This window comes from Deinococcus fonticola (genome assembly GCF_004634215.1).
GTDB classification, from domain to species: domain Bacteria; phylum Deinococcota; class Deinococci; order Deinococcales; family Deinococcaceae; genus Deinococcus; species Deinococcus fonticola.
In genome coordinates, this window is record NZ_SMMH01000013.1 from 57927 (window position 1) to 82808 (window position 24882).

Here is a 24882-nt window from a genome sequence, read left to right on the forward strand (position 1 = left end):
ACTGACGCGTGCAGGGGCGAACTTAATCCTTCAGGTAAACGACGCGGCAGGCCTTGCCGGCGGCGCGGAACTGCGCGGCGGCCGCGGCGTCCAGTTCGGTGTCGGTGAACACACTGGAGTTGGGGGCAAACTTGGTGGGCCTGATCTTGCTGGCCTTCACGCGGGTAACGTTCTTGAACCCGCCGATGGCCCCTTCTGACGTGATGTAGGTGTGCAGGTTGCCTTCTTGCACCAGCTGGCTGCTCACACCACCAATCAGGGCGGCGTCGGGCCACAGTTGCGTGCCAGCCGCGTCGAACACGAAACTGCTCATGTCGCGCTGGAAGTTACCGAGGCCGCGCACGTCCACGACCACCGAGCAGTTCAGGGGCCGGTTCTCGTTTCCGGCGGTGGCCCCACCGCCCCCCCCGGCCCGGGCCGTTTCGCCGCCGCCTGCGCCGGAACCGCCGGCCCCAGTGCCGCCAGTTCCAGAGCCGCCCTGGCCGGCCGCGCCCGCCGCCGGAGCCGCCCCGGCGCCGGAACCGTTGCCCGCTCCGGTGCCTGCGCCGCGCCCGCCTGCCGGGGTTTCCCCAGTGCCGTTGCCACTGCCGGGGGCGGTGCCCGTGCCGCCAGTGGTGGGGCCGCGTCCGGCAGCCGGCGCACCTGTTTCGGTGGCGCCACCTGCGCCGTTGCCCGTGCCGCCCGTGGACTGGCGCGGCGCGGCTGCGGCCTCGGGGGTGGTGCCATTACTGTTCGGTGTTCCCCGGTTGGGCGCTTCGGTCTGCGTACCGGGAGACGTACTGGTGGCCGTTCCTCCACTGCGCGGGTTGGTGGTCGGGGTGCCTGCGCCTGTTCCGGCCGCGGCGCCGGGCGTCTGCGCGGCCCGTGGGGTTTCGGCGGCGGGGGCGGCGCTGCTGCCCGCGCCCTGTGCTCCGCGCGACTGGGGGTTTGGCGTGGGTTGGGGGTTGGGGCTGGCCGGCGTGGGCGTGCGGGCCGGCGTGGTGGCGGCCGGGGCCTGAGCGGTTGGGGCAGGCGTGGTGGCCTGTCCGCGTCCGGTGCTGGTGGTCGGCGCCGCCGTGGGGGGGGTTTCGGTCACCCGGCCAGCCCGGCCCGCGTCCGTGGTCGGGGCGACCGGAATGGGTTCCCCGCGCCCGGTGGTGGACGCCGTGGGGGCGGTAGCCGTGCTGCTGCTGGCCTGAGGGCGGGCCGGAATGCGTGCCGTGGCTGGCCCGGCGTCCACATTGGTGTTCGCCGACGACGCACTGGGCCGCGCCGGGGCGGGCTCCTCGGTACTGGTCGCCGCGCCGCGTGCGGGGGCGGTCGAGTCGGTTTCACTGCTGGGCGCGGCCTGGTCGCGCCGTGGCAGTGCGGTGACGGGCTGCGGTTCCGCTTCGGGTGCGGCGGCGGGGGCCGGCACGGGCTGTGCCGGGGTTTCCGGGGCGGGGCGCACAGCTTCCGGCTGCGGTTCCACGCTGCCCGGCACGCTGGGCCGCGCCTGCGCCTGCTCCGGCGCGATTTCCGGTGTGGCGGGTTGCGGGTTGGCGGGCGTGGGCAGCGAAGATTCTGGAATGTCGATGGTGTTGTCCGGTACGCGCACGGTGGAACCGGAGTCGGTGGCGATGGCTTTGGGAACGGGCAACGGCTCTGCGCCCGTGACTTTCGGCAATTGCGGCAGCGGCGCGGACTCAGCGGGTTGCAATGGATTCACGGCCTGCGCCGGCTGCTCGGCGGGCGTGGGATCCTGAGCGGGAGACGCCGCAGGCGTCGGGGCCGGGGTGGCGGGCGGGCGCACCGGAGCCTGCGGCGTGGGCGCAGCGGGCGGGGGCGTGGCGGGTTTCACCGGGGCGGCGGGGGTCGGGGCAGGTCTGGTGGCCTGCACCACCGGTTTTGCCGGCACAGGTTGCGGCACTGTCTTCGGCGGCGTTGGTGGTGGCGTTTTCGGTGGAGTGACTGCCGCAGCGCTGCGTGGGTTCACTGGGGGGCGCGGCGGCGTGACCGGGGCCGCCGTTACGGGTTGCGGCAGGTCAGCTGGGGCGAGTGTCACCACTTCCAGCGGCGCACTTTTCAGCTCCTGCCTGGTGGGCGGGCGGAAGGCGGGCCTGTCCGGCTTCAGCAGCGCCAGGCCGCCCAGCAGAGCCACGTGCAGCAGCACGGTCGCCGTGATCGACACGGCCCGGTCACGCCGCTCCTGATCCGGCGGCAGGGGTTTACGGGGAAAGAAAGTGGTCACGTGCGCCTCACTGTCATCAACCTCACTGCTGTGCCCCTCAATACTCCTGACTTCACGGCTCCTACCTTCACTGCGCCGTGCGCGTTCCTAGCGCCAGCCGCTCCCCGCCGGACGCTTTGATCACGTCCATGACCTTTACGACCGCGCCATAATTCCCACGCTCGTCGGCGCGCAGGCCCACCACGCCGTTTGAAGTAACAAGCAGCGGCTTAAGTTGCATCTTCAGTTTGGTCAGGGTAGTTTCCTTACCGTTCAGGAACACCTTGCCGCTTCTGTCCACACTGACGATGGGCAGGGCCGGCGTTTCCTTGACGGTGGTGCTGGCCCGCGGCAGGTCGAGCGGCAGGGCGTTTTGCCGGACGCCCAGGCTGCTGGTCAGGAAGAAGAAGATGAGCAGCAGCAGCACGATGTCGACCATCGGCGCGAAGTCGAAGTGAATGGCCTGATCATCGTCGCGCATGCGGCGGCGGAGCGCGGCCACCTCAGTCCCCCACCACGGGCGTACCCGGCACATGGTCGAAACTCAGGGTCACTTCCGGGACACGGGCTGGCGCCGGAGCCACCGCCACGGCACTGCCCCGGCCCAGCCAGGAGGGAAGTTCTTCACGCACGCGCTCGGCCTGCGTCATGATCGCGTCGGCCCGGCTGCGCAGCGCGTTACGCAGCACGTAAGCCACGATGGCGATGATCAGACCGGCGGCCGTGTTTACCAGCGCCTCGCTGATGCCCTGCGCCAGTTGCGCGGGCGTGGGGGCAGAGGTCTGGCTGAACACGATGAATGAGCGCACCATGCCCACCACCGTGCCCAGCAGGCCCAGCAGCGGGCCGATCTGTGCCGCCGTCCCCAGGGCACTCAGGCCCGCGTACACGCGGCTGTCTTCCTGCAAGATCGCGGCGTTCATGGCCGCCTGGGCTGCGTCCGGGCCACGGTCGGCGCGGCTCAGGCCCGCCCGCAGCACGTTGGCCGCCGGGGAGAGATTGCCCGAGGAATCCACTTCACGCAGCGCCGCCACCGGGCCGCTCTCTGCCGTAACGGCCCGCGCCCGCTCGATCAGCGTGCTGGCCGTTTGCCCCAGCCGCGAAAGCGCCATCACCCGCATGACCGCCAGGTACACGACGTACAGCGAAAGGGCCAGCAGCACCCACAGCAGCGGGCCAGCATTCCGGGCGAGATCCAGGACATTCATTAAGAACTGATTACCACGCCTTTGCATGGCAAGCGTGAAAAACATGGGAGAAAAGCCCGCAGACCGCCGGTCTGAAAGTGGTTCTGTCCCGGCGCCAGTACCCTAGGCTTAGAGCCGCCTATCGCCCCGCCAGCCCGTTGGATAGCAGTTCCTCGGACTTTTTTATGTTCACGAGTCCTACACCTCTGCCGCCAGGGTGATTGTGTAGAAGGAATTCATGATGATGTCCAGTTCCCCGGCGTTCAGCACACCGGATTCCGGCACGACCTCGTGGATGGACTAGGGCTAGAGCGTGGCTTCACCAGCCAGTCGGTTAGCGCTCTCGTCCCCGAATTGCGGGTTGCTGGCAGTCACACACCGAGGCAGCCGGTCTACTCGTCGGTTAGGGCTGCCCCAATATTCCCCTCTTCAGTAGGGAGATCCCCACTGCCCCCATTTCATCTTTCACAGCGCATCTTTTCTTTTTGGCTGCTCGTTCCAGTTGGGCAATATTGCCCAGATCAGTGGCATGACCACAACCGCTATCACTGCGCGGGTACTGTCCTAAATCCACAGTAACTTACTCAGATTTCAGGTAAACTATGCAGGCAAACAGGAACCATTCCTGAAAAGGAACTGCCCTGAAACCCTGCACCCCCAGCAAGGAGACCCATGAGCGAACACCAGATCGAAATCCGCAACCTGCACGCCAAAGTCGGCGACACCGAGATTCTCAAGGGCATCAACCTCGTGGTGCCGCGCGGCGAGCTGCACGCCATCATGGGGCCGAACGGCAACGGCAAAAGCACCCTGGCCAAAGTCATCGTCGGTGACCCCGACTACGACGTCACCCAGGGCGAAGTGCTGGTGGACGGCCAGAACATCCTGGAGATGGAACCCGACGAACGCGCCCGCCTCGGCGTCTTTCTGGCCTTCCAGTATCCGGTCGAGATTCCCGGCGTGACCATCGCCAACTTCCTGCGCCTGGCCATGCAGGCCCGCAAGGAAGAAGGCGAAGAAGTCTCGTTCACCGAGTTCTACGGCAAGCTCACCAGCGCCCTGAAAACCCTGGAATGGGACGAGAGCATCGTCGAGCGCTACCTCAACGAGGGCTTTTCCGGCGGCGAGAAGAAGCGCAACGAGATTTTGCAGATGCTGATGCTGGAACCCAACTACATCATCATGGACGAAACTGACAGTGGCCTGGACGTGGACGCGCTCAAGATCGTCGCCAAGGGCGTGAACTCCATGCGCGGCGAGAATCTGGGCGGCCTCATCATCACCCACTACCAGCGCCTGCTGGACTACATCGTTCCCGACAAGGTTCACATCATCGTGAATGGCCGCGTCGTCGAGTCGGGCGGCCCCGAGCTGGCCAAGAAGCTGGACGCCGAGGGCTACGACTGGGTCAAGGAACTGGCCACCGCCTGAAGCCGCGGAGGGCTGAAGGCCCAGTGTCGCCGGACGCTCTGGCTCTCCCGCCTTCCACGTTTCGCCTTGTCTACCCTCTCAAGGAGAATCCAATGACCGTCAATCCCGAAGCAAGTCAAATCAACAAAGAGTACGAGTACGGCTGGAGCAACCCCGAAAAGTACGCCATCAAAGCGCCCAAGGGCCTGAGCCGTGAAGTCGTGGAAATGATCTCCAAGGCCAAGGAAGAGCCGCAGTGGATGCTGGATTTCCGCCTCAAGGCGCTCGATATCTTCCTGAGCAAGCCCATGCCCGAGTGGGGCGCTGACCTGAGCGGTCTGAACCTCGACGAGATCTACTACTACATCAAGCCCGAAGGCTTCAACGCCCGCTCCTGGGACGACGTGCCCGAGGACGTGAAAAACACCTTCGAGCGCCTGGGTATTCCCGAAGCCGAGCGTGCGGCGCTGGCGGGCGTGGGCGCGCAGTACGAGAGTGAAATGGTGTACCACAACCTCAAAGAGGAGTGGGAGAAGCTCGGCGTGGTGTTCCTGTCCATCGAGGACGGGATGCGCCAGTACCCCGACCTGTTCCGCGAGCACTTCGCCACCATCGTGCCGCCGGAGGACAACAAGTTCGCGGCGGTCAACTCGGCGGTGTGGTCGGGCGGCTCGTTCGTGTACGTGCCCAAGGGCGTCAAGGTGGACATTCCCCTCCAGACGTACTTCCGCATCAACGCCGAGAGCAGCGGCCAGTTCGAGCGCACCCTCATCATCATCGATGAGGGCGCGCAGGCCCACTACATCGAAGGCTGCACCGCGCCCGCCTACAACGCCGATTCCTTCCACTCGGGCGTCATTGAAATCGTGGTGAAGGAAGGCGCACGCTTCCGCTACTCCACCATTCAGAACTGGAGCCACAACGTGTACAACCTGGTGACCCAGCGCGCCGCCGTGTACGGCAACGGCGTGATGGAATGGGTGGACGGCAACCTGGGCAGCAAGGTCACCATGAAGTACCCCGCCTGCTACCTCCTGGAAGAAGGCGCGCGCGGCGAAGTGCTGAGCATCGCCATGGCCGGACGCGGGCAGCACCAGGACGCGGGCGCGAAGATTGTCCACTTCGCCCCGCACACCAGCGGCACCATTGTGTCCAAGTCGATCAGCAAGGACAGCGGACGCAGCAGCTACCGCGGCCTCGTCAAGATTTACGAAGGCGCGAAGGGCAGCAAGACCAACGTGGAATGTGACGCCCTGCTGCTGGATGAAGAAGCCCGCACCGACACCTACCCCTACATCGAGATTGAAGAAAAAGACGCCAGCGTGGGCCACGAAGCCACAGTGTCCAAAATCAACGACGAGCAGATCCTGTACCTGCAAAGCCGTGGCCTGAGCGAAGACGAAGCGGCGGGATTGATCGTGCGCGGCTTCATCGAGCCGATTGCCAAGGAACTGCCTTTGGAATACGCCGTGGAACTGAACCGCCTGATCGAACTGGAAATGGAAGGGAGCGTCGGGTAATCCATGACCAAATTCACCGAACAGTTACAACAGGCGGGCGGCCCCGAGTGGCTGACTGCCAAGCGCCAGGAATCGCTTGACCTGTTCACGTCGCTGGACGTGCCCAGCGAGGGCGTGGAAGCCTGGAAATACACCCGCGTGGACGTGGATTTCGACGCGCTGCAACCCCACCCCAAGCGCGAGGCCGTGACCGATACCGCCAAGTTGCCGACAAGCGTACAAAAGCGCCTGGGCAGCACCGACGTGGGCGCGTTCCTCGTGCTGGACGGCCCCGACGTGGTCTACCGCACCGAGCTTCCCGCCGACCTGCGCGAGAAGGGCGTGATTTTCACCGACCTGAAAACGGCGGTAGAGCAGCACGCCGACAAGGTGCAGCAGTACCTCTACTCGGTGGTGCCCGCCGAAGTGCCCGACGACACCACCATCGCCGCGCCCGGCACCACGCCCAGCAAGTCGCCCGACCCCTCAGAGGGCAAGTTTTCGGCTCTGGCAGCGGCCCTGTGGACGAACGGCGCGTTCGTGTACGTCCCACGCGGCGTGGAAGTGGAATTGCCCCTCGGCTCTTTCCGTGTGATGAGCGAGGCGGGGACGTACACCGCGACCCGTACCCTGGTCGTGGCCGAGGAAAACAGCCAGGTCACGTTCATCGACGAGCAGGACAGTGAGGAGCTCCCCGGCACCTACGCCATCGGCGCGGTGGAACTGGTGGTGAGGGCGGGCGCGCGTCTGCGTTACGTCTCCATCCAGAACTGGGGCAAGGGCGTGACCCACATCCAGCGGCAGCGCGGCGATGTGGAGCGCGACGGTACGCTGAACAGCCTCGTGGTGACGATGGGCGGCACGCTGAGCCGTACCGAAATGCAGAGCTACCTGCGCGGGCAGGGCGCGGATTCCGAGATGCTGGCGCTGTACTTTGCCTCGGAAGACCAGCACTTCGACCACTACACCCTGCAACACCACGCGGCAGCGCACGCGCACAGCGACCTGCTGTACAAGGGCGTGAACAGTGACGAGTCGGTAGGCGTGTTCAGCGGCATGATCAAGGTGGACCTGAACGCCCAGAAGACCGACGCCTACCAGAAGCACCGCACCCTGATGCTGAGCAGCGAGGCACGGAACTTCAGCGTGCCGCAACTGGAAATCAACGCGAACGACGTGCGGTGCAGCCACGGCAGCACCACCGGCCCGGTGAACCAGGAGGCGCTGTTCTTCCTGCGCTCGCGCGGCATCAAGAAGGAGCTGGCCGAGAAGATGCTGGTCACGGCCTTCCTTGAGGACGTTCTGAGCCGTCTGCCGCTCCAGAGCGTCGTGAAGTACATCGAAGGCATCATCGCTGAGAAAGTCGGCGCAGCGTAAAGCAGCAGTCAGACAGAGGCGGTCAGCTTGCCGAAGCTGGCCGCCCTGTACTTTCACAGCTCCCGCGTTCGGCATCGGTGAACGATTTTCAGGAGGGCGAGCGGGAAAGGTTGTGCTGCTCTTGCCCATTTCTTACACTCAAATTCCATTAAAAACGCTTGCGCTGTTGAGTACGCCCCTGCGGCGACTTGTCGTCTTCACAAGGGTGAAATATCGAAAGAGGACTGGAAGGTGGCGCCTGCCCCTACCCACAAGGAGTGGAGATGAAGAACTTTGCAACAAGCACCTGGCTGCCTGCGCTGGCCGGCTTGACGCTGGCCCTGACCGCCTGCGGCACCTTGCCGAACACGCAGACCCCCCCCACGCTGAGCGTGGTCAACGGAACGGATGACCTTCAGAGTGTCAAACTGGGCACGCAGGCCCCCTTGCTGGGCTCTCAGAACGCGCAGGCCATCGAGGGGCAGTACATCGTGGTGCTCAAAGATGGCGTGGCCCCGCAGCTCAGTGCGCAGAACCTGGCAGGGCAAGGCATGAGCGCCCAGAGCCTGTCAGCGCAGCACCTGGTGGCGCAGACCTTTGGCCTGAACGCGCAGGGCCTCACGCTGCTTCAGGTGTACGGCAAGGCCGTTCAGGGATTCGCGGCGCGGCTCAGCGCGCAGAACCTCAACCAGCTGCGCCTCGACCCCCGAGTAAAGTACATCGAGCAGGACGCCATTTCCGCTTCTTCAGCCACCCAGAGCGGGGCCACCTGGGGCCTGGATCGGATCGATCAGCGCAACCGGCCCCTGAATGGCAGTTACGTGTACAACACGACGGCCAGCAACGTCACGGCTTACATCATCGACAGCGGTATCTATACCGGGCACAGTCAATTCGGCGGCCGGGCTTTCTGGGGTGGCAACTGGACAGGCGACGGCAACAATTACGACTGCAATGGTCACGGCACCCACGTGGCGGGCACGGTGGGCAGCGCCACGTACGGGGTCGCCAAGGGTATTCGCCTGATCGCTGTGAAGGTGCTGGGCTGTGATGGGTACGGTGCGAACTCCGGGATTATCGGTGGAATCAACTGGGCGGCCTCGAACCGCAGCGGGCCGGCGGTGGCGAACATCAGCATTACGGGCGGCTACAGCCAGGCGGTAAACGACTCGGTGAACAGCGCCGTCAACAGCGGCCTGATCATCGCCATTGCGGCCGGAAACAACGGCGATAACGCCTGTAACTACAGCCCGGCCAGCGCCGACAATGGGATCAATGTGGGCAACGTGACCAGCAGCGACATCCGCAACAGCAGCAGCAACTACGGCGCCTGCCTTGACCTGTTCGCGCCCGGCACGAATATCACCAGCACGTCGGCTTCGGGCGGCACCACCGTCATGAGCGGAACCAGTATGGCCACCCCGCATGTGGCGGGCGTCATCGCCCTGTACCTGTCGGCCAATCCCAACGCGGGGTTCAGCAGCGTGAAGTCGGCGCTGCTCGGCTCGGCCACCACAAATATCCTGGGCAGCATCGGCAGCGGCAGCCCTAACCGCATGCTGTACAGCCAGCTCGGTGGCGGCACCACGCCCACTCCCCAGCCCGGCAGCGCCACCTATAGCGCCTACCTACAGCAGGGACAGACAGCCACTGCGCCGGCCCTGGCAGGCTTCAGTTACACGGGCGGCACCCTGACCGGAACCCTCAGTGGCTCCAGCGGCACCGATTTTGACCTGTACCTGCAAAAGCTCAGCAGCGGCAGCTGGGTGACGGTCGCCAGCAGCGAGGGCAGCGCCAGCAGCGAAAAAATTACTTACCGTGCATCCAGCGGCACCTATCGCTGGCGGATCTATGCCTATGCCGGTAGCGGGAACATGACCCTGGCCGAAACGCGCCAGTAAAGTGCCAGGGGGCGGCCTCCCTACGTGAGAGGAGGCCGCCTACGCGCTGCCGTTCATGTTGCCAGGGTCAGTGTTCAATGCCCGCCGCCCAGTTTGCCGGGCCACAGCAGGGCAATCAGACTGACGATGGCCCAGGTGCCTTCCAGCAGAATGAAGCCCCAGTTGACTTCCAGCACCGCCACGAAGGCCAGCAGGGCGCTGCCGACGAAGTTCAGGAGGCTGTAGGGACGGCTGCCGACCTGCATGCGGCCCATCTGGCCCAGCACATAAGCCGCGAGAATTTGAATGGCTCCCAGAATGGAAATGATTTGAATGATCGTGTGGCTGAGCATCCGCCAAGCTCATCACGCGCTGGAATCGGATTGGTGAGCAAAAGGCTTTACACGACCGTTACAGGTCGATTTCGCCTTCGTCTTCGCCCCACCAGTTGATGCGTCGGGCGTCCACAACGATCATCACGAGGCCCTCGGTGTCCAGACCATCCTTGAACCACTGCTTGAGCTCCTCGCGCCAGTGGTCTTTCATGACGCGCTTGTCGGTCAGGATGCGCGCTTCACCCTGCACGGCGATGAACAGGAATTCCTTATCGTTGCGGAAGCCGAGTTGCACGTGCTTGTTCTGCTCGATGTCGTGCGCCATGCGCGAATCGGCCCAGGTAAAGAAATAACTGGTGCCGTCATATTCGACTTCGCCGTTGTTGCTCATGGGCCGCCCGCCCAGGTGGCCGTAACTGGTGACGGTGGTGAGCATGCACAGGTCAATGCCCTTCATTTTCTGCGCTATTGCCTTCATTTCTTTGCTTGCCATGCCTCAGCGTAGGGTGGGTCAAACGGTGGTGGGCGTGAGGGACGGCTGGATTTCTTAACGCTTCACGCAGATGAGTACCTGACGCCAGCCGACCAGTTTTGTCCAGGCTGCTGCCCAGGCTGGCAAGCACTCTGGCGTTTTCCTCGACCCCTGCACGAAGGTAAGTGTTCAGGTTAAAGCACTGGCATAGCCGCAGGCGACGATTTCGCGTTGGCCCTGACAGCATTGAATCACGGGAAGAAGGCCATGCTGGGGCTAGAGGCGCCCCGCTCTAATTATTCACTACCAAACTATTCACAGGTTTACTTACTTTCCCAGGCAATAGCGTTCCGGCCTCCACGGCCTCCCACATCACCTGCTGGGCCAGCATCCACAGCGCTGGGAACTCCCGCAAACGGGACTCCTTCAGCTTCAGAAGGCGCTCTACCGTCAAGTCCGGGTAAGTCTCGGTGCAGCCCACTCCGCCCCATCCCCAGGTCAGCAGCATGGGTTGCAGCGCGTCCAGCGCACGGGCAAAGCGCGCCTCACTCTTCTCCTGCGCCTCGAACTCGTGCCACAGCGAGAGGAAAAACTCTGTCTGATCGGCGGGCAGCAGGCCGAACAACTGCTGCGCGGCCTGCGCTTCGTTCACTGCCTGCGCCGCCAGGTTTGCGTCCGTGGTGTCGAAGTGCGTATCCCCAGCGTAAATCTCCACCAGATCATGCGTCACCAGCAGTGCCACCACTCTGGAAATGACCGTTCCAGGGGGCGCTTCGTCAGCGAGAAGCAGGGCCATGAGTGCCAGGTGCCACGAGTGCTCCGCGCTGTTCTCGGCGCGTGAATGGTCGTGAAGGAAAGTCGTCCGTTCAACGAGGCGCAGGGCATCGCACGCGGTCAGAAACTGAATTTGACGGGCCAGACGGGTTGAAACTTCGCGGCTCTCCCCAGCCATACTTACGCCTTCGCGTTCCATCCAGCCCACGAACAACGGCCAGAATTGCGGGTGGTTCAAGACGCGCCGCTTCAAGGCCACATACCCGTCCGATGGGCGGCCCCACTGCTGCGCGGCGCATCCACCCTCCCCCCAGGTCAGCAGCGCCGGAGCCAACGCGTCCAGATGGCGGGCAAACTGGGCTTCGGGCGTCTCCCCGGCCTCGAATTCATCCCACGCGGCAAGCAAGGCAGGAAGGTCATGAAAGAGCCGGGCGGCGGCCTGTTGCTCGCGTTCCTGTTGGCGCCGCCTCGCCTCGGCGGACGCCTCGATGTACTCGTCCCCCGCGTCAATCTCCACGAGGTCATGCACCAGCAGCAACTCCACCACACGAGGAAGGCTCGTGCCAGCAGGCGCGTATTCGGCCAGCACCAGCGCCATCAGCGCCAGGAACCACGAGTGCTCGGCACTGTTCTCCAGGCGACTGCCCCCAGATAAAAAATTCTGCCGGGTCACCCGCTTGAGTTTATCGGCAGTCAGAATAAAGTCCCACACGGGCGCAACACGCTCAGGCATGGTGAAGTGTAGCAGCCCTCACCAACTGCTTCCGCCGGAATTGTCGGTGCTGGAACTGCTGCTGCCGTTGCTCCACGAACTGCCACTGTCACGGCTGCTGAAACTGCTCTCGCTTCTGGCCGGCATGGCATCGCGCCTGGCTTTCTCCTCGGCGGCCTTGCGGGCTTCTTCCGCCGCTTCACGGGCCACGCGTGCGGCTTCTTCCTGCTGGTAGGCGGCGTAGCTGGCGTCACTGAGCGAAGCGTTCCACAGGCGATCAAACTGCACCTGAATACGGGGCGGGTCAAAGCTGAGTGGGTCGACCAGCCAGGCACCCACCTGACCCTGCAAGTTGCGCAGGCGGCCCAGCTTGCGCCGCGCCTCGGCGTCCTCACGCATGAATAACTGCTGTTCGGTGGCCTGAATTTCCTGCGCCAGTTGCAGGTTCATGGGGGAAATAGTCCGGCGCATGTCCACTTCACGCTGTTTTTTCCAGCGGGTGAAACTTACCGTGAACCAGCCGGCCAGGGCCGACAGGATGCCGACCATCCACCACACCCACGCCCGCTGCCACCACGGCGTTTCCTGCACCATCACCGGGTTGCCGTCGTCGCCGAACTTCACGTCGCTCAGGGACGTGTCGGGCTTCTCCACCGGAAGCTCGTCGGCCATGGCCTGGTCGAGGGCGGCCAGCACGCTGGGACTCACGAAATCCAGGCCGGGGTTCAGGGCGCGGGCACGCTCCAGGGCTGCGCGTCCCTTTTGCCACTGCCCCAGTTCGCCGTAAGCGCGGGCCTGAAGGAAGTACGCTTTCGGATCATCGCCCAGCGCCAGCAGCACGTCCGCCAGCACATCCAGCGACCGGGCCGGGTCGCTGCGGACAAGGCGATCCAGTTCATTCGGTGTGGGGTAAGGCACGCCCAGGTTCTGCTGTTTCCACTGCGGCAGGGCTCTGGCCTGCGCCAGCATGGCCCGCGCCTGCATCAGGTCTCCCTGCCGCGCCAGCACGCGGGCCAGCAGCAGGCGGGATCGGGCAGACTCCGGATGGGCCTGCATGGCAGCCCTCGCGGCGCGTTCGGCCCTGTCCAGTTTCCCGGAATTCATCAGGGCAATAACTTCATCCGGAGTCAACAGTTCCTGCTGCACCCGAATAAGTTGCCCCTGGACAGGTGGCATCTGGACAGGGCCGGAGGGTGTCTTAAAAAGGCGTGCGTCGACACCCCCCGTCAGCAAGACCGTGAGGATCAGAAGCGTACGCCACATAGCTGACATGGTAAGTGGTCAGGTTGCAGGAGCCGTGCGCAAATAAGCGAGCCAACGAAAAAGACCCCCGCCACGCTGGGCAGGGGCTTGTCAGTAGATAGTGCTCAGACTTTACGGTCGGCGTCGAGCATGTCGCGGTCGGCCTGATCGTTGTTCATGTTGGCCTTGGCGCGGTCTTCGGCGGCCAGGGCGTCGTGCTTGGGATTGCCCGTCACGGCCCCGGCCACTTCATGGCCCACGGCGCGCAGACGATCGGCACCTTCCTCAATCTTGTTGCCGGCAGCCGACGCCACGTCGCCAGCGGCGCTGCCCGTACGGGCCACCGTGTTACCGGCGGTGGCGGCGGCCCCGGCCATGCCCATGTCGCCACCAGCCACGAAACGGCCATTGTGGCGGCTGACGGCAGCGTTCAGCACATCGGCAGGCACGTTGTCTTCGACAGCCACGGCGCGCCCGCCACCACTCACGCTGGTGTGAATTTCGTCGTAATGGTTGTCGTCGAGATCGTAGCCACCAGCGGTGCGCCCGTCAGCGTTCTCGTCGATTCCGGCAGCACCACCTGCTGCGCCCACCGCCGCACCCACGCCGGAACCCAGCGCGGTCATGCCCAGAATCACGGGGAGGGCCAGGCCGCCAGTGGCGACCACGGCGCCCGCGCCCAGCACACCGGCGGCGGCGCCCACCAGGGCACCCACGCCCGTGCCTTTAACGGCACCAGCGCCGGCATCTTCTGCGCCCGCCGAAGCGTCACCCACGACTTCGCCGGTCGTGGTGGTCGTGCGGCGGTTGAAGGTGGCGTTGCCCAGTTCGGGGCGGGCCACACCCTGGCTCTGCAGGTCGGCAATAAAGGCGTCAGCGTCGGCCACCGTCGGGAACAGAATATGTTTCATGCCTTCAATGTTCGCTGACCACCCTGGACTTCCCCATGAGATTTATCCAAAGGCCACTTAAACAGGCATTTGTGGGAAGGTAACTTTTGATTTATCTCGCCTGTACAGAGCGGTGGGGGCTGGTTTTGAGCGGGTGAATGTGCTGTGCGATAAACACGCGTGTTTCTGGAATCCAGGCATGACCTGATGTCGGGCTCTACAAGAACAGTAGAGGCGTGACGACCCCGACCCTGGATGCCCGCACTACCGCCTGTACCCTTCCCATGCCACTCTTGCTGACTGAGTTGAGGGGCGTGGTGAGGGAATACGCCGCCGGTGAGGTGCACTGCCCGGAACGGCTGGTGGTGCCACTGCCGCAGGGTGTGATGCTCTCCATGCCCGCCGTGGCCCCGGACTTGGCAGTACACAAACTGGTCAACGTCTGCCCCGGCAACAGTGCCCACGCCCTGCCCAGCATTCAGGGGCTGGTCAGTGCCTACGACGCCGCCACCGGCTCGCCGCTGTTCACACTGGATGCTCCCACCGTCACCGCCCGGCGCACCGCTGCCGTGACCCTGCTGGGAATCCAGGTGCTACACGGTGCGCCCCGCCATGTCACGCTGGTCGGAACAGGAAAGCAGGCGGCCGGTCACGCCCACGCCCTGCGGGAAGTGTTCCCGGACGCGCAGATCACGGTGGTGGGGCGCACGCGCGAACGCGCCCAGGCCTTTGCACAGGGACTTGCAGAGGAACTGGCGCCGCCCGTGCAGGTCGCCAACCAGGTGCCGGTGGACGCGGACGTGGTCATCACCACCACCACCAGCCGCACGCCGGTGTACGACGAATTGCCCAGGGCCGACCGCTTGCTGGTGGGCGTGGGCGCATTTACACCAGACGCCGCTGAAATCGGCCCGGGCGCGGTTCTGGGCAGTGACCTCTACGTGGATGACCTCGCCGGGGCGCGCCACGAGGCAGGGGACTTCATTCAGGCGGGCGTAAACTGGGCGTCCGTGCGTTCGCTGGCAGACGCACTGGACACTCCACCCCGCGCCGGTCGGCCGGTGGTGTTCAAGAGCGTCGGGTGTGCCGCCTGGGATCTGGCCGCGTGCCGCGTGGCGCGCCGGGAACTGGAGAAGGCGTAAGACTGTTCTGCCCTACCCGTCTTTTCTCTCAGTCCGTTTTCCAGACGGGCTGGAGTTCAAGGCATTGTTCAGAGCTCTCTATCCCGTAACGCCCTTAACGCTGGTGGGCCCAGGTGTGCAGGTCGCCATCCTCCTCACTCCAGCTTGACCCAGTGCGGCGAAATCCCAGCTTCTGCAAGACCCGTTCACTCGCCAGATTGGTCACGGAAGTTTCCGCCGTCAAGGTGCGCACGTCCGGCCAGGTGTGCAGGTGCCTCACCAGTTCAGCCACGGCTTCCGTCGCGTACCACTGGCCCCAGGCGGCAGGAATCAGGCCGTACCCGATCTCCACCTCTCCTGCGCCGTTCGGCGGATCTGCTGCCCATCATGCCCACAACCAGCCCCGTGGCGGCCTGCACCAGCACGAAAGAACCGAGCACTTCCCCCTCTTCAGGCCCCTCTTCAGACAAACCATGCAGCAACGCCGGAAAAATCGGCAACGGATCACCAGGCCAATCCGTTGGAAAACGCAATTCCAGCTCCCCATGCCGCAACGTGAATTCATCATGCCGAAGGCGTTCCCGAAGGATGTCCCGGCTGAGAGGCAGTAAAAGTAGGCGCGCAGTGCGAACACTGGTCACGTCCATTAACCTACCCTGAGCATCTGCCGAGTTCATCTGCCCGATCCACTACCCTGAGGCCTCTCCCCGTGACTGTCTCCCCCGCCGCCACCAAACGCCTGATGCTGCTGGCCGACTATGTGCACCCGTTCGTGTACCGCAGCGGCTTCCCCCAGGGCGTTCCGGAGGTGGACGCCGTGCTGGCCGCCGGTGACCTGCCCGGTTACTATCTGGAATTCCTGGCCAGCAAACTGCCCGTACCGATCATTTACGTACACGGCAACCACGAAAACGAGTTCGTGAACGAGGGCGACGGACGCCTGGCACCCAGGGGCGTGATTCCTGCTCACGGGCGCGTGATCGAGGTGGCGGGGCTGCGTGTGGCGGGGTGGGGCGGCGCGCCGCGTTACCGCCAGGGCGGCCACGGCCAGTACAGCGCGCGCGAAGCCCGCTGGGGTTTCCGGAAACTGGGCTGGCAACTGGGCCGCCGCCCGCTGGATATCCTGCTGACGCACGCGCCCCCCAGCGGCCCGCACGCCGGAACCGACTTTGCCCACCGGGGCTGCCCGGAAATCACGCGCTTCATGCACCAGCGCCGCCCAGCCCTGGTCATTCACGGCCACATTCACGAGTACGAGGGCAGAAAAATCGAGTACACCGACGAGGCGAGCGGCGCCCGCGTCATCAACGCCTACGGGTACAGGATTATTGAAGTGCCGCTGGCCGAGAGCCGCTAGCCGGCGATGAGAATGAGGTCTGCCTGCCGCCTGCTCTGCGTCGTCAGCGTCTAGAATGCCCCGCATGACCCACGACGACTACACCGACCTGCCCGACGAGGTGTTCGAGGAACGCCTGAACGGCGCTGACCTGTACTTCGAGGTGAGCGGCCCGGAGGACAGCAACACAGAAGACAGCGCCACAGAGAACAGTGCCGAGCCGCCCATCGTCTTCTTGCATGGCGGCCCCGGATACAACAGCTACTCGTTCCGGGCACTGCTGGGTGACCGCCTGGCCGCAGATTTCCCAGAGAGGCGCGTGGTGTACCTCGACCAGCGCGGCAGTGGACGCAGCGGCGCCCTGGAAGACACCGAACAGGGTGGCGACACACTGGACATCGACACGCTGGTCGAGGATCTGGAAGCTGTGCGTGACTTTCTCGGTGTCGACCGGATCGTGCCGCTGGGCCACGGGTTTGGGGCGCTGGTGGCCCTCGATTACGCCCGGCGTTACCCCCTGCACACCGCCCGCGTCATCGTGGTCAACCCCTGGGTACACTTCCCCGAACTGGCGTACACCCTGCTGGCCGAAGCGTCCGCCCAGCGCAGCGTTCCCCTCGAAGACCCGGCCGAGCAGATCCGCAGCGACACCCCCGAAGGCCAGTACCCCAGCATCGGCGCGGCCCGCATCGAGGCCGCTTTCAGCCTGCTGAACGCCCGCGACCTGCTCAACCTGATGCAGTTCACCGACGCCCCCACCCGCATGCACCTGGAATTCACCGACGCCGAAGGCCAGCTTGCCGGAGGCGGCGAAGTGCAGCAAGCCCTTGTCAACCAGGGCCTCTGGGAATTCGAGTACCCGCCCTTCCTGACGGAAATCAAACGCCCCGTGTTCGTCATCGCCGGAGCGGGCGACCGCACCAGTTACCCCGAACAGGTCGGCTGGGTCGCTGACCTCGCCGGCGGCGACGTGACCGTCCTGAACACCGGCCACTACCCCTGGCTCGACGACGAGGACGCCTTCATTGAGGCGCTGGGCGAAGCGCTCACGCGCTAGCAGCCCGATTATTCGCTGCCGCGCCGCTCTCTGGGCTCCACATCGGGAAAGGCAACACCTCCCGATGGCGTTCCCGTGGCAGAAAGGGCGTTCACCCCCGCCATAAATCCCGTCTACCGCATCCTCCCTGCTAACCTACTGAGCGTGGACGTGGTGGTGTTTGATCTGGAGACGACGGGCCTTTCCCCGGAGAAGGACGCCGTGGTGGAAATCGGCGCGGTGCGAATCGTGAATGGACGGGTAGACGAGTCGCTCAGGTACGAGACGCTGGTCAAGCCGACGAACGCGGCAGGGGACGTGGTTCGCATTCCGTGGTACACCGAGCGCATTCACGGCATCAGTGACGAGATGGTGCGGCATGCCCCGACCATTGGGGAGGTGCTGCCGGAATTCCTTGAGTTCGTGAACGGTTCGGCGGTGGTGGCGCACAACATCGGATTTGATGGTGGGTTCATGCGGGCAAACGCGGCGCGGCTAGGGCTGGCCTGGAACCCGGCGGCGGAGTTCTGCACGGTGCAACTGTCGAGGCGGGCTTTTCCGAAGGAGCGGGCGCATAACCTGACGGTGCTGGCCGAGCGGCTGGGCTTAAATTTCGCGCCGGGCGGACGGCACCGGAGTTTCGGGGACGTGCAGGTGACGGCGCAGGCCTATGTGCGGCTAATGGAGTTGTTGCAGGACGCCGTGAAATAAGCCGGTTTCTTGTCCTGGCGTCGGAGCCGGGCGCGGCTGGGACCGCGAATGTTCGGAGGTTACCGCAGGCCGCATTTCAGCTCTCCGCACGTCATCGTTCGGCCGCCCCATGCGTAAGGTCAACAGACGGGATGCTGAAGCAGGAAGTGGGCATAGACCTACGCCGAACGACGCAGAAGTCAGGAGTGAGAGGAAAAACGTCCCTGAGACGTCATCTTTCAGCCAGTAGACACGAGGGCAGAAAGATTCTTCCCTACTCTTTCTCCCGCATATCCTTGAGGGTCACGCCCCACCTGTAAAGATCGTTCAGCAGGGGTTTCACACTCTTTTCAACGATCTCGGTGGGTTGAAATTGGCCGCCTTTGATCATCTGAGAGACCATGGGAATGCTGATGGCGGGTTTCACGACCATCATTTGCAGGGCAGTCATGGTTTGCTTGCTGTGCTCGGCGGCCCGCAACCCGGCAGAAATGCCGCCGTAACTGACGATGGCGGCAGATTTATCGGCCCACTCGACCACCAGGTAATCCAGGGCGTTTTTCAGTGGGGCGCACATGGAGTAGTTGTACTCGGGTTCCACGAACACGAAGGCGTCCGAGCCGGCGATGCGGGCGCTCCAGTCCCTGGTGTGCTGGTGCTCGTACTGTTGCAGGGCGGGGTGCTTGGGTTCGTCCAGAAACGGCAGGTTGATTTCCGCGAGATCCGCGACTTCCACTTCGAACCGGTCATCTTTCCTGGCGTGGTCGGTAAACCAGTCTGCGACGGGCTTGCCGACCCGTCCGGGGCGGGTGCTGGCGATCACGACCTGAAGTTTCAGTTTGCTCATGGGCACAGTTTGGCGTGCCTGCTGCCGGGTAAACGCACCAGGGCTTAACCCTCCAGTATGGAAATGCGAATCAGGAGGGAAACGCGGGCTTTTCCATCCAGTGAATGCCGGACAGCCTGAAGCACATGCACGAGTGGACACAGGAACTCAAGGCCCGTCAGGCGGCAGAGGTTGAAGAAGCGGCCAGAGCTGAACCGCATCTTAGCCACTGGGAACCCGGCGACTGAATCAGCTTCAAGTGTGCCAGGGCTGATCAGGCGTTTTTCTTCGCCGCGAGTTGAATGTAGCCCTCGATCAGGTGAATGACCACAGGGTTATGGGTGTGCACGCCGTGCGATTCGCCGGGGCGGCCTTCCTCGATGAAGTGGCCGATCAGGGCGGCTTCGTTGTCACGGGCCAGCAGGAAAGCGAGCTGACCGGGCGCGGCGATGTCGGGCAGGCCCTTCAAGTCCGAGCGGAACAGCTCCACGCCCCTGGGTGTGAGGCGCTCCAGTTTGTCGGCCAGGCCGGCATCCCCGGCCATGTAAACGACCCGCCGGGCGTTCAGGATCAGGTCCTCGGCGAGGCTGCGGATGGCCGCTTCGCCGTTGAGGTGATACACCGCTTCCGGGGCGGGATCGGGGGCGAGGCGCGAGAGATCACGGTCAAGCGCGGCGAGGCGGTCATCGAAGGAGCGGCGCGAGCGGGCCAGATACTCGCGGGCGCTCAGGGGTGCGTACTCCAGCGGATTCTGGCCGACCTTGGCGGCGAGGCCGCGCCCTTCCAGGCGTTCCAGGGTTTCGTAAATCTTGGGGCGGGGAATGCCGGCCTGGCGGGCGACGCGGGCGGGAACGGCGCGGCCCAGCGCCAGCAGGGCGGTGTAGGCTCGCGCTTCGTATTCGGTCAGCCCGAGTGCTTGCAGGTGGATAACGGCGCTCATGTGTTGTGAAGCATACGTGATTTCGCCGCGTTTCTCACCTGTCGCTAAGGTTTGAGTGGACAGTCTCTTGCGGCCCGTCAGCAGGTGTCCCGGCGCTTGTCCCGTTTGCGGCTGGCCCTTTCTGCCTACACTCAGGGATGCCCCTGATCACTGGCCTGGATCACGTTCAACTGGAGGCCCCTACCGGCTGCGAGGACGCCGCCCGCGCTTTTTACGGCGCGCTGCTCGGCTTAGCCGAACTGCGCAAACCGGCGGCCCTGCAAAAAAATGGTGGGGTATGGTTTGGCCTGCCGGACGGACGGCAGCTTCACGTTGGCGTGACGCCTGACTTTCAACCCCGGCGCAAGGGGCACCCGGCCCTGCGAACCGCCGACCTGAACGCGGTTCAGGTTCAACTGGCCACGCATTCCGTCGCTTTCGAAGCCGATGATCAGGCGGGCGTGCCCCGCGTGTTCCTGCAAGACCCCTGGGGAAACAGGCTGGAAATCGTGCAGGGCCAGCACGAGAGCCACTTCGGGGCTTGAAGTCGTTCGGCCAGCGACTCTCCCCGGTAAACTCCTGCCTGATGGAGTGCCGCCTTTGAACCCTGCCGTGAGTGGCCTGCTGTCCGCCCTGACCTACGGGGTGGGTGATTTTCTTTCGGGGGTGGCCAGCCGCCGGGATTCGCCGCTGCGCGTGGTGGCGCTGACGCACCCCATCAGCGCGGTCATGCTGGCGCTGCTGGCGTGGGGGCTGGGGCAACCGCTTCCGCCTGCCGTCGACCTGGGCTGGGGCGCGGCGGGCGGGTGGATGGGCCTGGTGGCGGTATTGGCGTTTTACCGGGCGCTGGCGCTGGGCCCGATGGGAGCGGTGTCGGTGGCGGCCGGAGCGCTGTCCGCCGTGGTTCCCGTGATTTTTGGGCTGCTGGGCGGCGAGGTGCTGGGCCGGCAAGGCGGGCTGGGGGCGCTGGGCGTTCTGGTGGGTACGGCCCTGCTGAGTCCGCACCCCGGCGAGCACGGTGAGCAAAAGGGCCACGGCGTGCCACTGGCGCTGGTGGCGGGTCTGGGATTCGGGTTCTTCTTTGTGCTGCTGGGCCAGGCACAGGATGAGGGCGGCATGCTGTGGACACTGGCGGCGGCCCGCCTCGCCAGTTCGGTGGTCATCCTGCCCATCACCCTGAAACGGGTGGGTCTGAAACCCCGGGCGCCGGCCCTCATCTTCAGCTCGGCTCCGGGCGACCTGCTGGGGAACCTCTTTTACCTGATGGCCGTTCAGGGTGGCGGCCTGGCCATCGGGGCGCTGCTGTCCAGCCTGTACCCGGCCTTCACGACGCTGCTGGCGGTCATGCTGCTGCGCGAACGCCTGAAGGCCCGCCAGTGGGCGGGCGTGCTGCTGGCCATGCTGGGAGCCACGTTGCTCAGCACCCGATAGCACCGACCAATGAAAAAGGCCATGAGCCTGGAGGATGCTCCCCCGTGCTCATGGCCCAAGGCCCACACCTACAGCCCTTCAGCGTTTGATGTTGGCGACGCCCACGTTCACGCGCTTGCCGTCGCGGAACCCGGCGATATACATCTTGGCGTTGGTGCGGTCGCCGCCCGCGTCGAAACTCACCTCGCCGGTCAGCAGGCCCTTGAAAGTACCCTTGCGCACGGCGGTTTCGACCTGCGTCCGGCTGGGCACCTTGTTGCCGTTCGCCTTGTAGGCGTTCAGGATGCCTTGCAGGATGACTTTCGCGGCGTCGTAACTGACCACCGCCGTGCCCTGCATGTCGATCCCGAAGGACTTCTTGTAGTTGGCAGCCAGGGTTTTGGCAGCGGCGATGGAATTGGTGTCGGGGGTCAGCGACGTGTAATACACGTTGTTGGCGCCGTCACCGGCCAGTTTCACCAGATCCGGGCTGTCCAGACCGTCGCCGCCCATCAGGGGCACCTTCACGCCCTTGTCGCGCAGTTGCTTCAGGAAGGGGCCGATCTGGCCGTACAGCCCGCCGAAGTAGATGGCGTCGGGCTTGAGGGCCTGAATTTTGGTGATGACGGCCGTGAAATCGCGTTCCTCGGCGGCCACGCCTTCGGATTGCACGATGGTGGCGCCCTTAGCTTTCATGGCCTTTTCAGCCTCGGCGGCCAGGCCCTGACCGTAAGGGGTCTTGTCGTTCAGGACATATACCTTTTTGGCCTTCAGGGTATCCACCACATAATTGCCGCCGCTGCCGCCCTGCGCGTCGTCACGGGCGCATACACGGTTCACGTTCTTCAGCCCCCGATCCGTGATCTTCTCGTTGGTGGCGGTGGACATCACCGACACCAGGTGACTGGCGGCCATGGCCTGCGTGGCGGGAATAGCCACGCCGCTGGTCAGGGGCCCCACCACGCCCAGCACCGCCTTATCCGCGATGACGCGGCGGGCGGCGGAGGTGCCGGTGGTCGGGTCGGCCTGGTCGTCGTAGGCGACGAGTTGCAGGGTCATCCCCGCCTTGGCGAACTCGGCTTTCATCTCGTTGACGGCCAGTTGCGTGCCGTTTTTCAGTTGCAGGCCCAGGTTGCTGACCGGGCCAGAGAGGGCGCTGATGGTGGCGATTTTCACGGTGGTGGCGGCGCTGGCCTGCCCCAGCGTCAGGGCGGTCAGCAGACTGATTCCAAGAGCATATTTGTGCATGGTTCCTCCAGATGGGCTTAGGTAGGCCCACTGTATCGCCCACCTTCTGAGAAGCAGTGGCCCGTGTTCATACGGCCTGAACCCCGAGGGCACAAAACTTCCTTCTGGAGAGAGAAAACCAGCCACTCACTCACCCATGCAGTGGTTCAGACAAGTTCGGGCGGCCAGCCGCGACTGCCCGACCTCAACCGGTCAGTAACCCCGCCAGAGCGCGTTACAGCCAGCGTCCGAGCCAGTCGAGGTACTCGCTGAGGCGTTTGAGGCGGCGATCCGGGCGCCCCGAGCGCGAGAGTTCGTGATCCTCACCGGGGAAGCGCACGAAGCGCACAGGCACGTCCAGCAGGGTCAGGGCGGCGTACCACTGCTCGGCCTGCTCGATGGGGCAGCGGTGATCCAGGGCGCTGTGAATGATCAGCGTGGGGGTCTTGACGTTCTCGACGTACTTCAGGGGGCTCAGGTCCCAGAGTTTCTGGGCGTCGGCGCTGCGGTGGAAGCTGAGGCCCAGTTCGTGCGGCCAGAAGCTCAGGCCGATGTCCGAGGTGCCGTTGAAGCTCAGGTAGTTACAGATGCTGCGGTCGGTGATGGCGGCCTGGAAGCGCCCGGTGTGGGCGGTGATCCAGTTGGTCATCAGGCCGCCGTAACTGCCGCCCATGACGGCGGTTTTTCTGGCGTCCAGCGCCGGGTAGGCCTTCAGGCAGGCGTCGAAGAAAGCCATCAGGTCGTCGTAGTCCACGCTGCCCCAGCGCCCGTGAATGGCGCTTTGCCAGGCCTGGCCGTAGCCGCTGCTGCCACGCGGGTTGCTGTAGCACACGCCGTAGCCGTTGGCGGCGAACAGCTGGAATTCGTGCTGGAAGCCGTACCCGTAGTCGGTGTGTGGCCCGCCGTGAATGTTGAGTAGAGCGGGGGCCTTCTGTTTTTTCTTGAGGTCGGGCAGCATCACCCAGCCTTCACCTTCCCCCAGTTCGTTTTGAAAAGTGACCTTGTGGGGGGGCACCGGCTGGAAGGTCAGGTGTTCGCCCAGGGTGGTCACGGTCTGGCCGTTCAACTCCACTTCCGGAAAGCGTGTGGGGGACTCGCGGATCAGGGCCACGCCCTGCGCGTTGGCGGTGAAGGCGGAAATTACCTGCTCGGGGTGGTGGTCAAAGGCACTGACCTGCGGCTGGCCCGTCAGCGAGGCGCGGAAAAGGCCCACACTGCCGCGCACGGTGCTGCTGAACACCAGGGTCTGGTCGTCCAGCCACGCGGGCGTGCCCGGCATGGCCCCCACGTGGCAGTCGCCGGCCACCGAATTGCCGACCAGGTGGTCGTGGCCTTCATCCAGGCGCGTGATCTTGTCGCCACCTACCAAGTAGATGTGGCTGTACTCGGTGTTGCCGCTGCCTTCGGGGCGGCCGATCAGCGCGAACTGCTTGCCGTCCGGGTGCGGCACGGCGGCCATGATGCCGGAATTCCAGCGGGTCAGCTGCTTGACCTTGCCTTTCAGGTTGAGGCTGAAGACCTCGTTGCGCCACTCGTACGCGGCTTTCTCATCGGTGGCAGCCACGAACAGCACGCCGCTGGAGTCGGGCAGCCACACCACCGACTCCATGCCGCGTTCCGGGGCGTACCACTCGCTGAGCTTGTCTTTGTGCACGTCGTACAGCCACAGTTTCGCGGGCGTTTCCGGCAGCCAGTCCAGGCCGTTGAAGCGGTAGCGGGGCCGGGTAATCACGCGGGCTTCGCCGCGCTCGTCGCGTTTGTCCTCGGTGTCCCCGCCCGACTGGAAGCAGAGGTAACGCCCGTCGGGACTCCACTTGACGCCCCCCACACCCTGCTTGAAACGCGTGACGCGCCGGGCTTCGCCCCCACGGGCCGGCAGCAGCATCAGGGCCCCTTTGACCTCACCGCTGCTGCGCACGAAAGCGATGGTCTCGCCGTCCGGTGACCAGCGCGGCGAACTGTCCCCGCGCCCCGACTCGCCGTGCGTGAGCTGCCGGGTCGTCTTGCCGTCAGACCACCACAGGCGGCCCCGGTAACGCGGTTTAGCGAACTCCTGATCGATTTTCTCCAGGTTTTCTTCCTCGATGCTGGACAGCACGAACACCACCTGCTGCCCGTCCGGCGAAACCTGCGGGTCAGAGGGAAACACCAGCGAAAGAAGGCTGTCGGGTTTCATTTTTGACATTTCACGCGCAGCATAGCGTTTGGGCAATGCGGAGCCGGGGCCTGGCGCCCCGTTATTGTGACATTTCCCACTGTCCAATGAACTCTGTATTAAGTCACGTCACCATTCTCTGACCAAACTCGCATCGGGGAACCTTATGCTGATCTTATCAGCGGAATCTTCCCTGTTTTTTGCGTCCAGTAGGGCG

Annotated in this window: 24 protein-coding genes; 11 read left to right on the forward strand and 13 right to left on the reverse strand. The window is 64.6% G+C overall.

Going from position 1 to position 24882, the window contains the following annotated elements:
• Nucleotides 1-22: 22 nt before the first annotated feature.
• From E5Z01_RS09460 to E5Z01_RS09470, 3 genes are all read right to left on the reverse strand, one after another.
• Entirely contained in the window at nucleotides 23-2209 is a 2187-nt protein-coding gene (locus E5Z01_RS09460) for a hypothetical protein (protein WP_135229135.1), read from the reverse strand.
• Nucleotides 2210-2276: 67 nt separating this feature from the next.
• Nucleotides 2277-2669, reverse strand: coding sequence for an ExbD/TolR family protein (locus E5Z01_RS09465; protein ID WP_135229179.1), 393 nt, complete (start codon nucleotides 2667-2669; stop codon nucleotides 2277-2279).
• A 22-nt stretch (nucleotides 2670-2691) separates the two neighbouring features.
• A complete protein-coding gene (locus E5Z01_RS09470; RefSeq protein WP_119765379.1) occupies nucleotides 2692-3396 on the reverse strand; it encodes a MotA/TolQ/ExbB proton channel family protein in 705 nt (234 codons plus the stop codon).
• A gap of 651 nt (nucleotides 3397-4047) precedes the next feature.
• Between E5Z01_RS09470 and sufC the strand changes: the two genes are divergently transcribed.
• From sufC to E5Z01_RS09490, 4 genes are all read left to right on the forward strand, one after another.
• Nucleotides 4048-4806, forward strand: coding sequence for a Fe-S cluster assembly ATPase SufC (gene sufC / locus E5Z01_RS09475; protein WP_135229136.1), 759 nt, complete (start codon nucleotides 4048-4050; stop codon nucleotides 4804-4806).
• A 92-nt stretch (nucleotides 4807-4898) separates the two neighbouring features.
• Nucleotides 4899-6305, forward strand: a complete 1407-nt coding sequence (gene sufB / locus E5Z01_RS09480; RefSeq protein ID WP_135229137.1) for a Fe-S cluster assembly protein SufB — start codon at nucleotides 4899-4901, stop codon at nucleotides 6303-6305.
• A 3-nt stretch (nucleotides 6306-6308) separates the two neighbouring features.
• On the forward strand, nucleotides 6309-7661 hold the full coding sequence (sufD, locus tag E5Z01_RS09485) for a Fe-S cluster assembly protein SufD (protein WP_135229138.1): 1353 nt from the start codon (nucleotides 6309-6311) through the stop codon (nucleotides 7659-7661).
• Nucleotides 7662-7924: 263 nt separating this feature from the next.
• Nucleotides 7925-9541 carry a S8 family peptidase gene (locus E5Z01_RS09490; protein WP_135229139.1) on the forward strand — a complete coding sequence of 539 codons (1617 nt, stop codon included), beginning with the start codon at nucleotides 7925-7927 and terminating at the stop codon, nucleotides 9539-9541.
• Nucleotides 9542-9615: 74 nt separating this feature from the next.
• Here the strand turns inward: E5Z01_RS09490 and E5Z01_RS09495 are convergent, their stop codons facing one another.
• From E5Z01_RS09495 to E5Z01_RS09525, 5 genes are all read right to left on the reverse strand, one after another.
• Nucleotides 9616-9873 carry a CBU_0592 family membrane protein gene (locus tag E5Z01_RS09495; RefSeq protein WP_119765365.1) on the reverse strand — a complete coding sequence of 86 codons (258 nt, stop codon included), beginning with the start codon at nucleotides 9871-9873 and terminating at the stop codon, nucleotides 9616-9618.
• A 58-nt stretch (nucleotides 9874-9931) separates the two neighbouring features.
• On the reverse strand, nucleotides 9932-10348 hold the full coding sequence (locus E5Z01_RS09500) for a pyridoxamine 5'-phosphate oxidase family protein (RefSeq protein ID WP_135229140.1): 417 nt from the start codon (nucleotides 10346-10348) through the stop codon (nucleotides 9932-9934).
• A 271-nt stretch (nucleotides 10349-10619) separates the two neighbouring features.
• On the reverse strand, nucleotides 10620-11834 hold the full coding sequence (locus tag E5Z01_RS19965; RefSeq protein ID WP_240738274.1) for an HD domain-containing protein: 1215 nt from the start codon (nucleotides 11832-11834) through the stop codon (nucleotides 10620-10622).
• An 18-nt stretch (nucleotides 11835-11852) separates the two neighbouring features.
• Nucleotides 11853-13076 (reverse strand): tetratricopeptide repeat protein, encoded by a 1224-nt coding sequence (locus E5Z01_RS09515; protein WP_167757851.1) that lies wholly within the window; start codon nucleotides 13074-13076, stop codon nucleotides 11853-11855.
• A gap of 104 nt (nucleotides 13077-13180) precedes the next feature.
• Nucleotides 13181-13966, reverse strand: a complete 786-nt coding sequence (locus E5Z01_RS09525) for a hypothetical protein (RefSeq protein WP_338069140.1) — start codon at nucleotides 13964-13966, stop codon at nucleotides 13181-13183.
• A gap of 215 nt (nucleotides 13967-14181) precedes the next feature.
• On the opposite strand from E5Z01_RS09525, the gene lhpI reads away from it, so the two are divergent.
• Nucleotides 14182-15087 carry a bifunctional Delta(1)-pyrroline-2-carboxylate/Delta(1)-piperideine-2-carboxylate reductase gene (gene lhpI / locus E5Z01_RS09530; protein WP_205750480.1) on the forward strand — a complete coding sequence of 302 codons (906 nt, stop codon included), beginning with the start codon at nucleotides 14182-14184 and terminating at the stop codon, nucleotides 15085-15087.
• A gap of 94 nt (nucleotides 15088-15181) precedes the next feature.
• Here lhpI and E5Z01_RS19970 read toward each other — a convergent pair whose 3' ends face one another.
• Nucleotides 15182-15418, reverse strand: coding sequence for a GNAT family N-acetyltransferase (locus tag E5Z01_RS19970; protein ID WP_240738275.1), 237 nt, complete (start codon nucleotides 15416-15418; stop codon nucleotides 15182-15184).
• Nucleotides 15419-15775: 357 nt separating this feature from the next.
• Between E5Z01_RS19970 and E5Z01_RS09540 the strand changes: the two genes are divergently transcribed.
• The 3 genes from E5Z01_RS09540 (at nucleotide 15776) to E5Z01_RS09550 (ending at nucleotide 18149) form a co-directional block, all read left to right on the forward strand.
• Entirely contained in the window at nucleotides 15776-16423 is a 648-nt protein-coding gene (locus E5Z01_RS09540; RefSeq protein ID WP_420810836.1) for a metallophosphoesterase family protein, read from the forward strand.
• 55 nt (nucleotides 16424-16478) lie between these two features.
• Nucleotides 16479-17459 (forward strand): alpha/beta fold hydrolase, encoded by a 981-nt coding sequence (locus E5Z01_RS09545; protein ID WP_135229142.1) that lies wholly within the window; start codon nucleotides 16479-16481, stop codon nucleotides 17457-17459.
• 144 nt (nucleotides 17460-17603) lie between these two features.
• On the forward strand, nucleotides 17604-18149 hold the full coding sequence (locus E5Z01_RS09550) for a 3'-5' exonuclease (RefSeq protein WP_135229143.1): 546 nt from the start codon (nucleotides 17604-17606) through the stop codon (nucleotides 18147-18149).
• A 253-nt stretch (nucleotides 18150-18402) separates the two neighbouring features.
• Here E5Z01_RS09550 and E5Z01_RS09555 read toward each other — a convergent pair whose 3' ends face one another.
• Complete coding sequence (locus E5Z01_RS09555; RefSeq protein ID WP_135229144.1) at nucleotides 18403-18975, reverse strand: NADPH-dependent FMN reductase; 573 nt, start codon at nucleotides 18973-18975, stop codon at nucleotides 18403-18405.
• 104 nt (nucleotides 18976-19079) lie between these two features.
• Between E5Z01_RS09555 and E5Z01_RS20220 the strand changes: the two genes are divergently transcribed.
• Nucleotides 19080-19202 carry a hypothetical protein gene (locus E5Z01_RS20220; RefSeq protein ID WP_276321248.1) on the forward strand — a complete coding sequence of 41 codons (123 nt, stop codon included), beginning with the start codon at nucleotides 19080-19082 and terminating at the stop codon, nucleotides 19200-19202.
• A gap of 26 nt (nucleotides 19203-19228) precedes the next feature.
• Here E5Z01_RS20220 and E5Z01_RS09560 read toward each other — a convergent pair whose 3' ends face one another.
• Entirely contained in the window at nucleotides 19229-19894 is a 666-nt protein-coding gene (locus tag E5Z01_RS09560) for a TrmB family transcriptional regulator (protein WP_135229145.1), read from the reverse strand.
• 137 nt (nucleotides 19895-20031) lie between these two features.
• On the opposite strand from E5Z01_RS09560, the gene E5Z01_RS09565 reads away from it, so the two are divergent.
• On the forward strand, nucleotides 20032-20418 hold the full coding sequence (locus E5Z01_RS09565) for a VOC family protein (protein ID WP_135229146.1): 387 nt from the start codon (nucleotides 20032-20034) through the stop codon (nucleotides 20416-20418).
• Between the two features lie 46 nt (nucleotides 20419-20464).
• Nucleotides 20465-21304 carry a DMT family transporter gene (locus E5Z01_RS09570; RefSeq protein WP_135229147.1) on the forward strand — a complete coding sequence of 280 codons (840 nt, stop codon included), beginning with the start codon at nucleotides 20465-20467 and terminating at the stop codon, nucleotides 21302-21304.
• 78 nt (nucleotides 21305-21382) lie between these two features.
• Here E5Z01_RS09570 and E5Z01_RS09575 read toward each other — a convergent pair whose 3' ends face one another.
• Together E5Z01_RS09575 and E5Z01_RS09580 are read right to left on the reverse strand one after the other, a co-directional pair.
• On the reverse strand, nucleotides 21383-22531 hold the full coding sequence (locus tag E5Z01_RS09575; protein ID WP_135229148.1) for a branched-chain amino acid ABC transporter substrate-binding protein: 1149 nt from the start codon (nucleotides 22529-22531) through the stop codon (nucleotides 21383-21385).
• Nucleotides 22532-22745: 214 nt separating this feature from the next.
• Nucleotides 22746-24695: an alpha/beta hydrolase family protein gene (locus E5Z01_RS09580; protein ID WP_135229149.1), complete on the reverse strand. Its 1950-nt coding sequence runs from the start codon at nucleotides 24693-24695 to the stop codon at nucleotides 22746-22748.
• Between the last annotated feature and the right edge of the window lie 187 nt (nucleotides 24696-24882).

Bases quoted from the DNA above. Each gene is read 5' to 3' on its own strand.
- E5Z01_RS09465 (WP_135229179.1), bottom strand. From the start codon at position 2,669: ATGCGCGACGATGATCAGGCCATTCACTTCGACTTCGCGCCGATGGTC.
- E5Z01_RS09470 (WP_119765379.1), bottom strand. From the start codon at position 3,396: ATGAATGTCCTGGATCTCGCCCGGAATGCTGGCCCGCTGCTGTGGGTG.
- sufC (WP_135229136.1), top strand. From the start codon at position 4,048: ATGAGCGAACACCAGATCGAAATCCGCAACCTGCACGCCAAAGTCGGC.
- sufB (WP_135229137.1), top strand. From the start codon at position 4,899: ATGACCGTCAATCCCGAAGCAAGTCAAATCAACAAAGAGTACGAGTAC.
- sufD (WP_135229138.1), top strand. From the start codon at position 6,309: ATGACCAAATTCACCGAACAGTTACAACAGGCGGGCGGCCCCGAGTGG.
- E5Z01_RS09490 (WP_135229139.1), top strand. From the start codon at position 7,925: ATGAAGAACTTTGCAACAAGCACCTGGCTGCCTGCGCTGGCCGGCTTG.
- E5Z01_RS09495 (WP_119765365.1), bottom strand. From the start codon at position 9,873: ATGCTCAGCCACACGATCATTCAAATCATTTCCATTCTGGGAGCCATT.
- E5Z01_RS09500 (WP_135229140.1), bottom strand. From the start codon at position 10,348: ATGGCAAGCAAAGAAATGAAGGCAATAGCGCAGAAAATGAAGGGCATT.
- E5Z01_RS19965 (WP_240738274.1), bottom strand. From the start codon at position 11,834: ATGCCTGAGCGTGTTGCGCCCGTGTGGGACTTTATTCTGACTGCCGAT.
- E5Z01_RS09515 (WP_167757851.1), bottom strand. From the start codon at position 13,076: ATGTGGCGTACGCTTCTGATCCTCACGGTCTTGCTGACGGGGGGTGTC.
- E5Z01_RS09525 (WP_338069140.1), bottom strand. From the start codon at position 13,966: ATGAAACATATTCTGTTCCCGACGGTGGCCGACGCTGACGCCTTTATT.
- E5Z01_RS09545 (WP_135229142.1), top strand. From the start codon at position 16,479: ATGCCCCGCATGACCCACGACGACTACACCGACCTGCCCGACGAGGTG.
- E5Z01_RS09555 (WP_135229144.1), bottom strand. From the start codon at position 18,975: ATGAGCAAACTGAAACTTCAGGTCGTGATCGCCAGCACCCGCCCCGGA.
- E5Z01_RS20220 (WP_276321248.1), top strand. From the start codon at position 19,080: ATGCCGGACAGCCTGAAGCACATGCACGAGTGGACACAGGAACTCAAG.
- E5Z01_RS09560 (WP_135229145.1), bottom strand. From the start codon at position 19,894: ATGAGCGCCGTTATCCACCTGCAAGCACTCGGGCTGACCGAATACGAA.
- E5Z01_RS09565 (WP_135229146.1), top strand. From the start codon at position 20,032: ATGCCCCTGATCACTGGCCTGGATCACGTTCAACTGGAGGCCCCTACC.
- E5Z01_RS09575 (WP_135229148.1), bottom strand. From the start codon at position 22,531: ATGCACAAATATGCTCTTGGAATCAGTCTGCTGACCGCCCTGACGCTG.
- E5Z01_RS09580 (WP_135229149.1), bottom strand. From the start codon at position 24,695: ATGTCAAAAATGAAACCCGACAGCCTTCTTTCGCTGGTGTTTCCCTCT.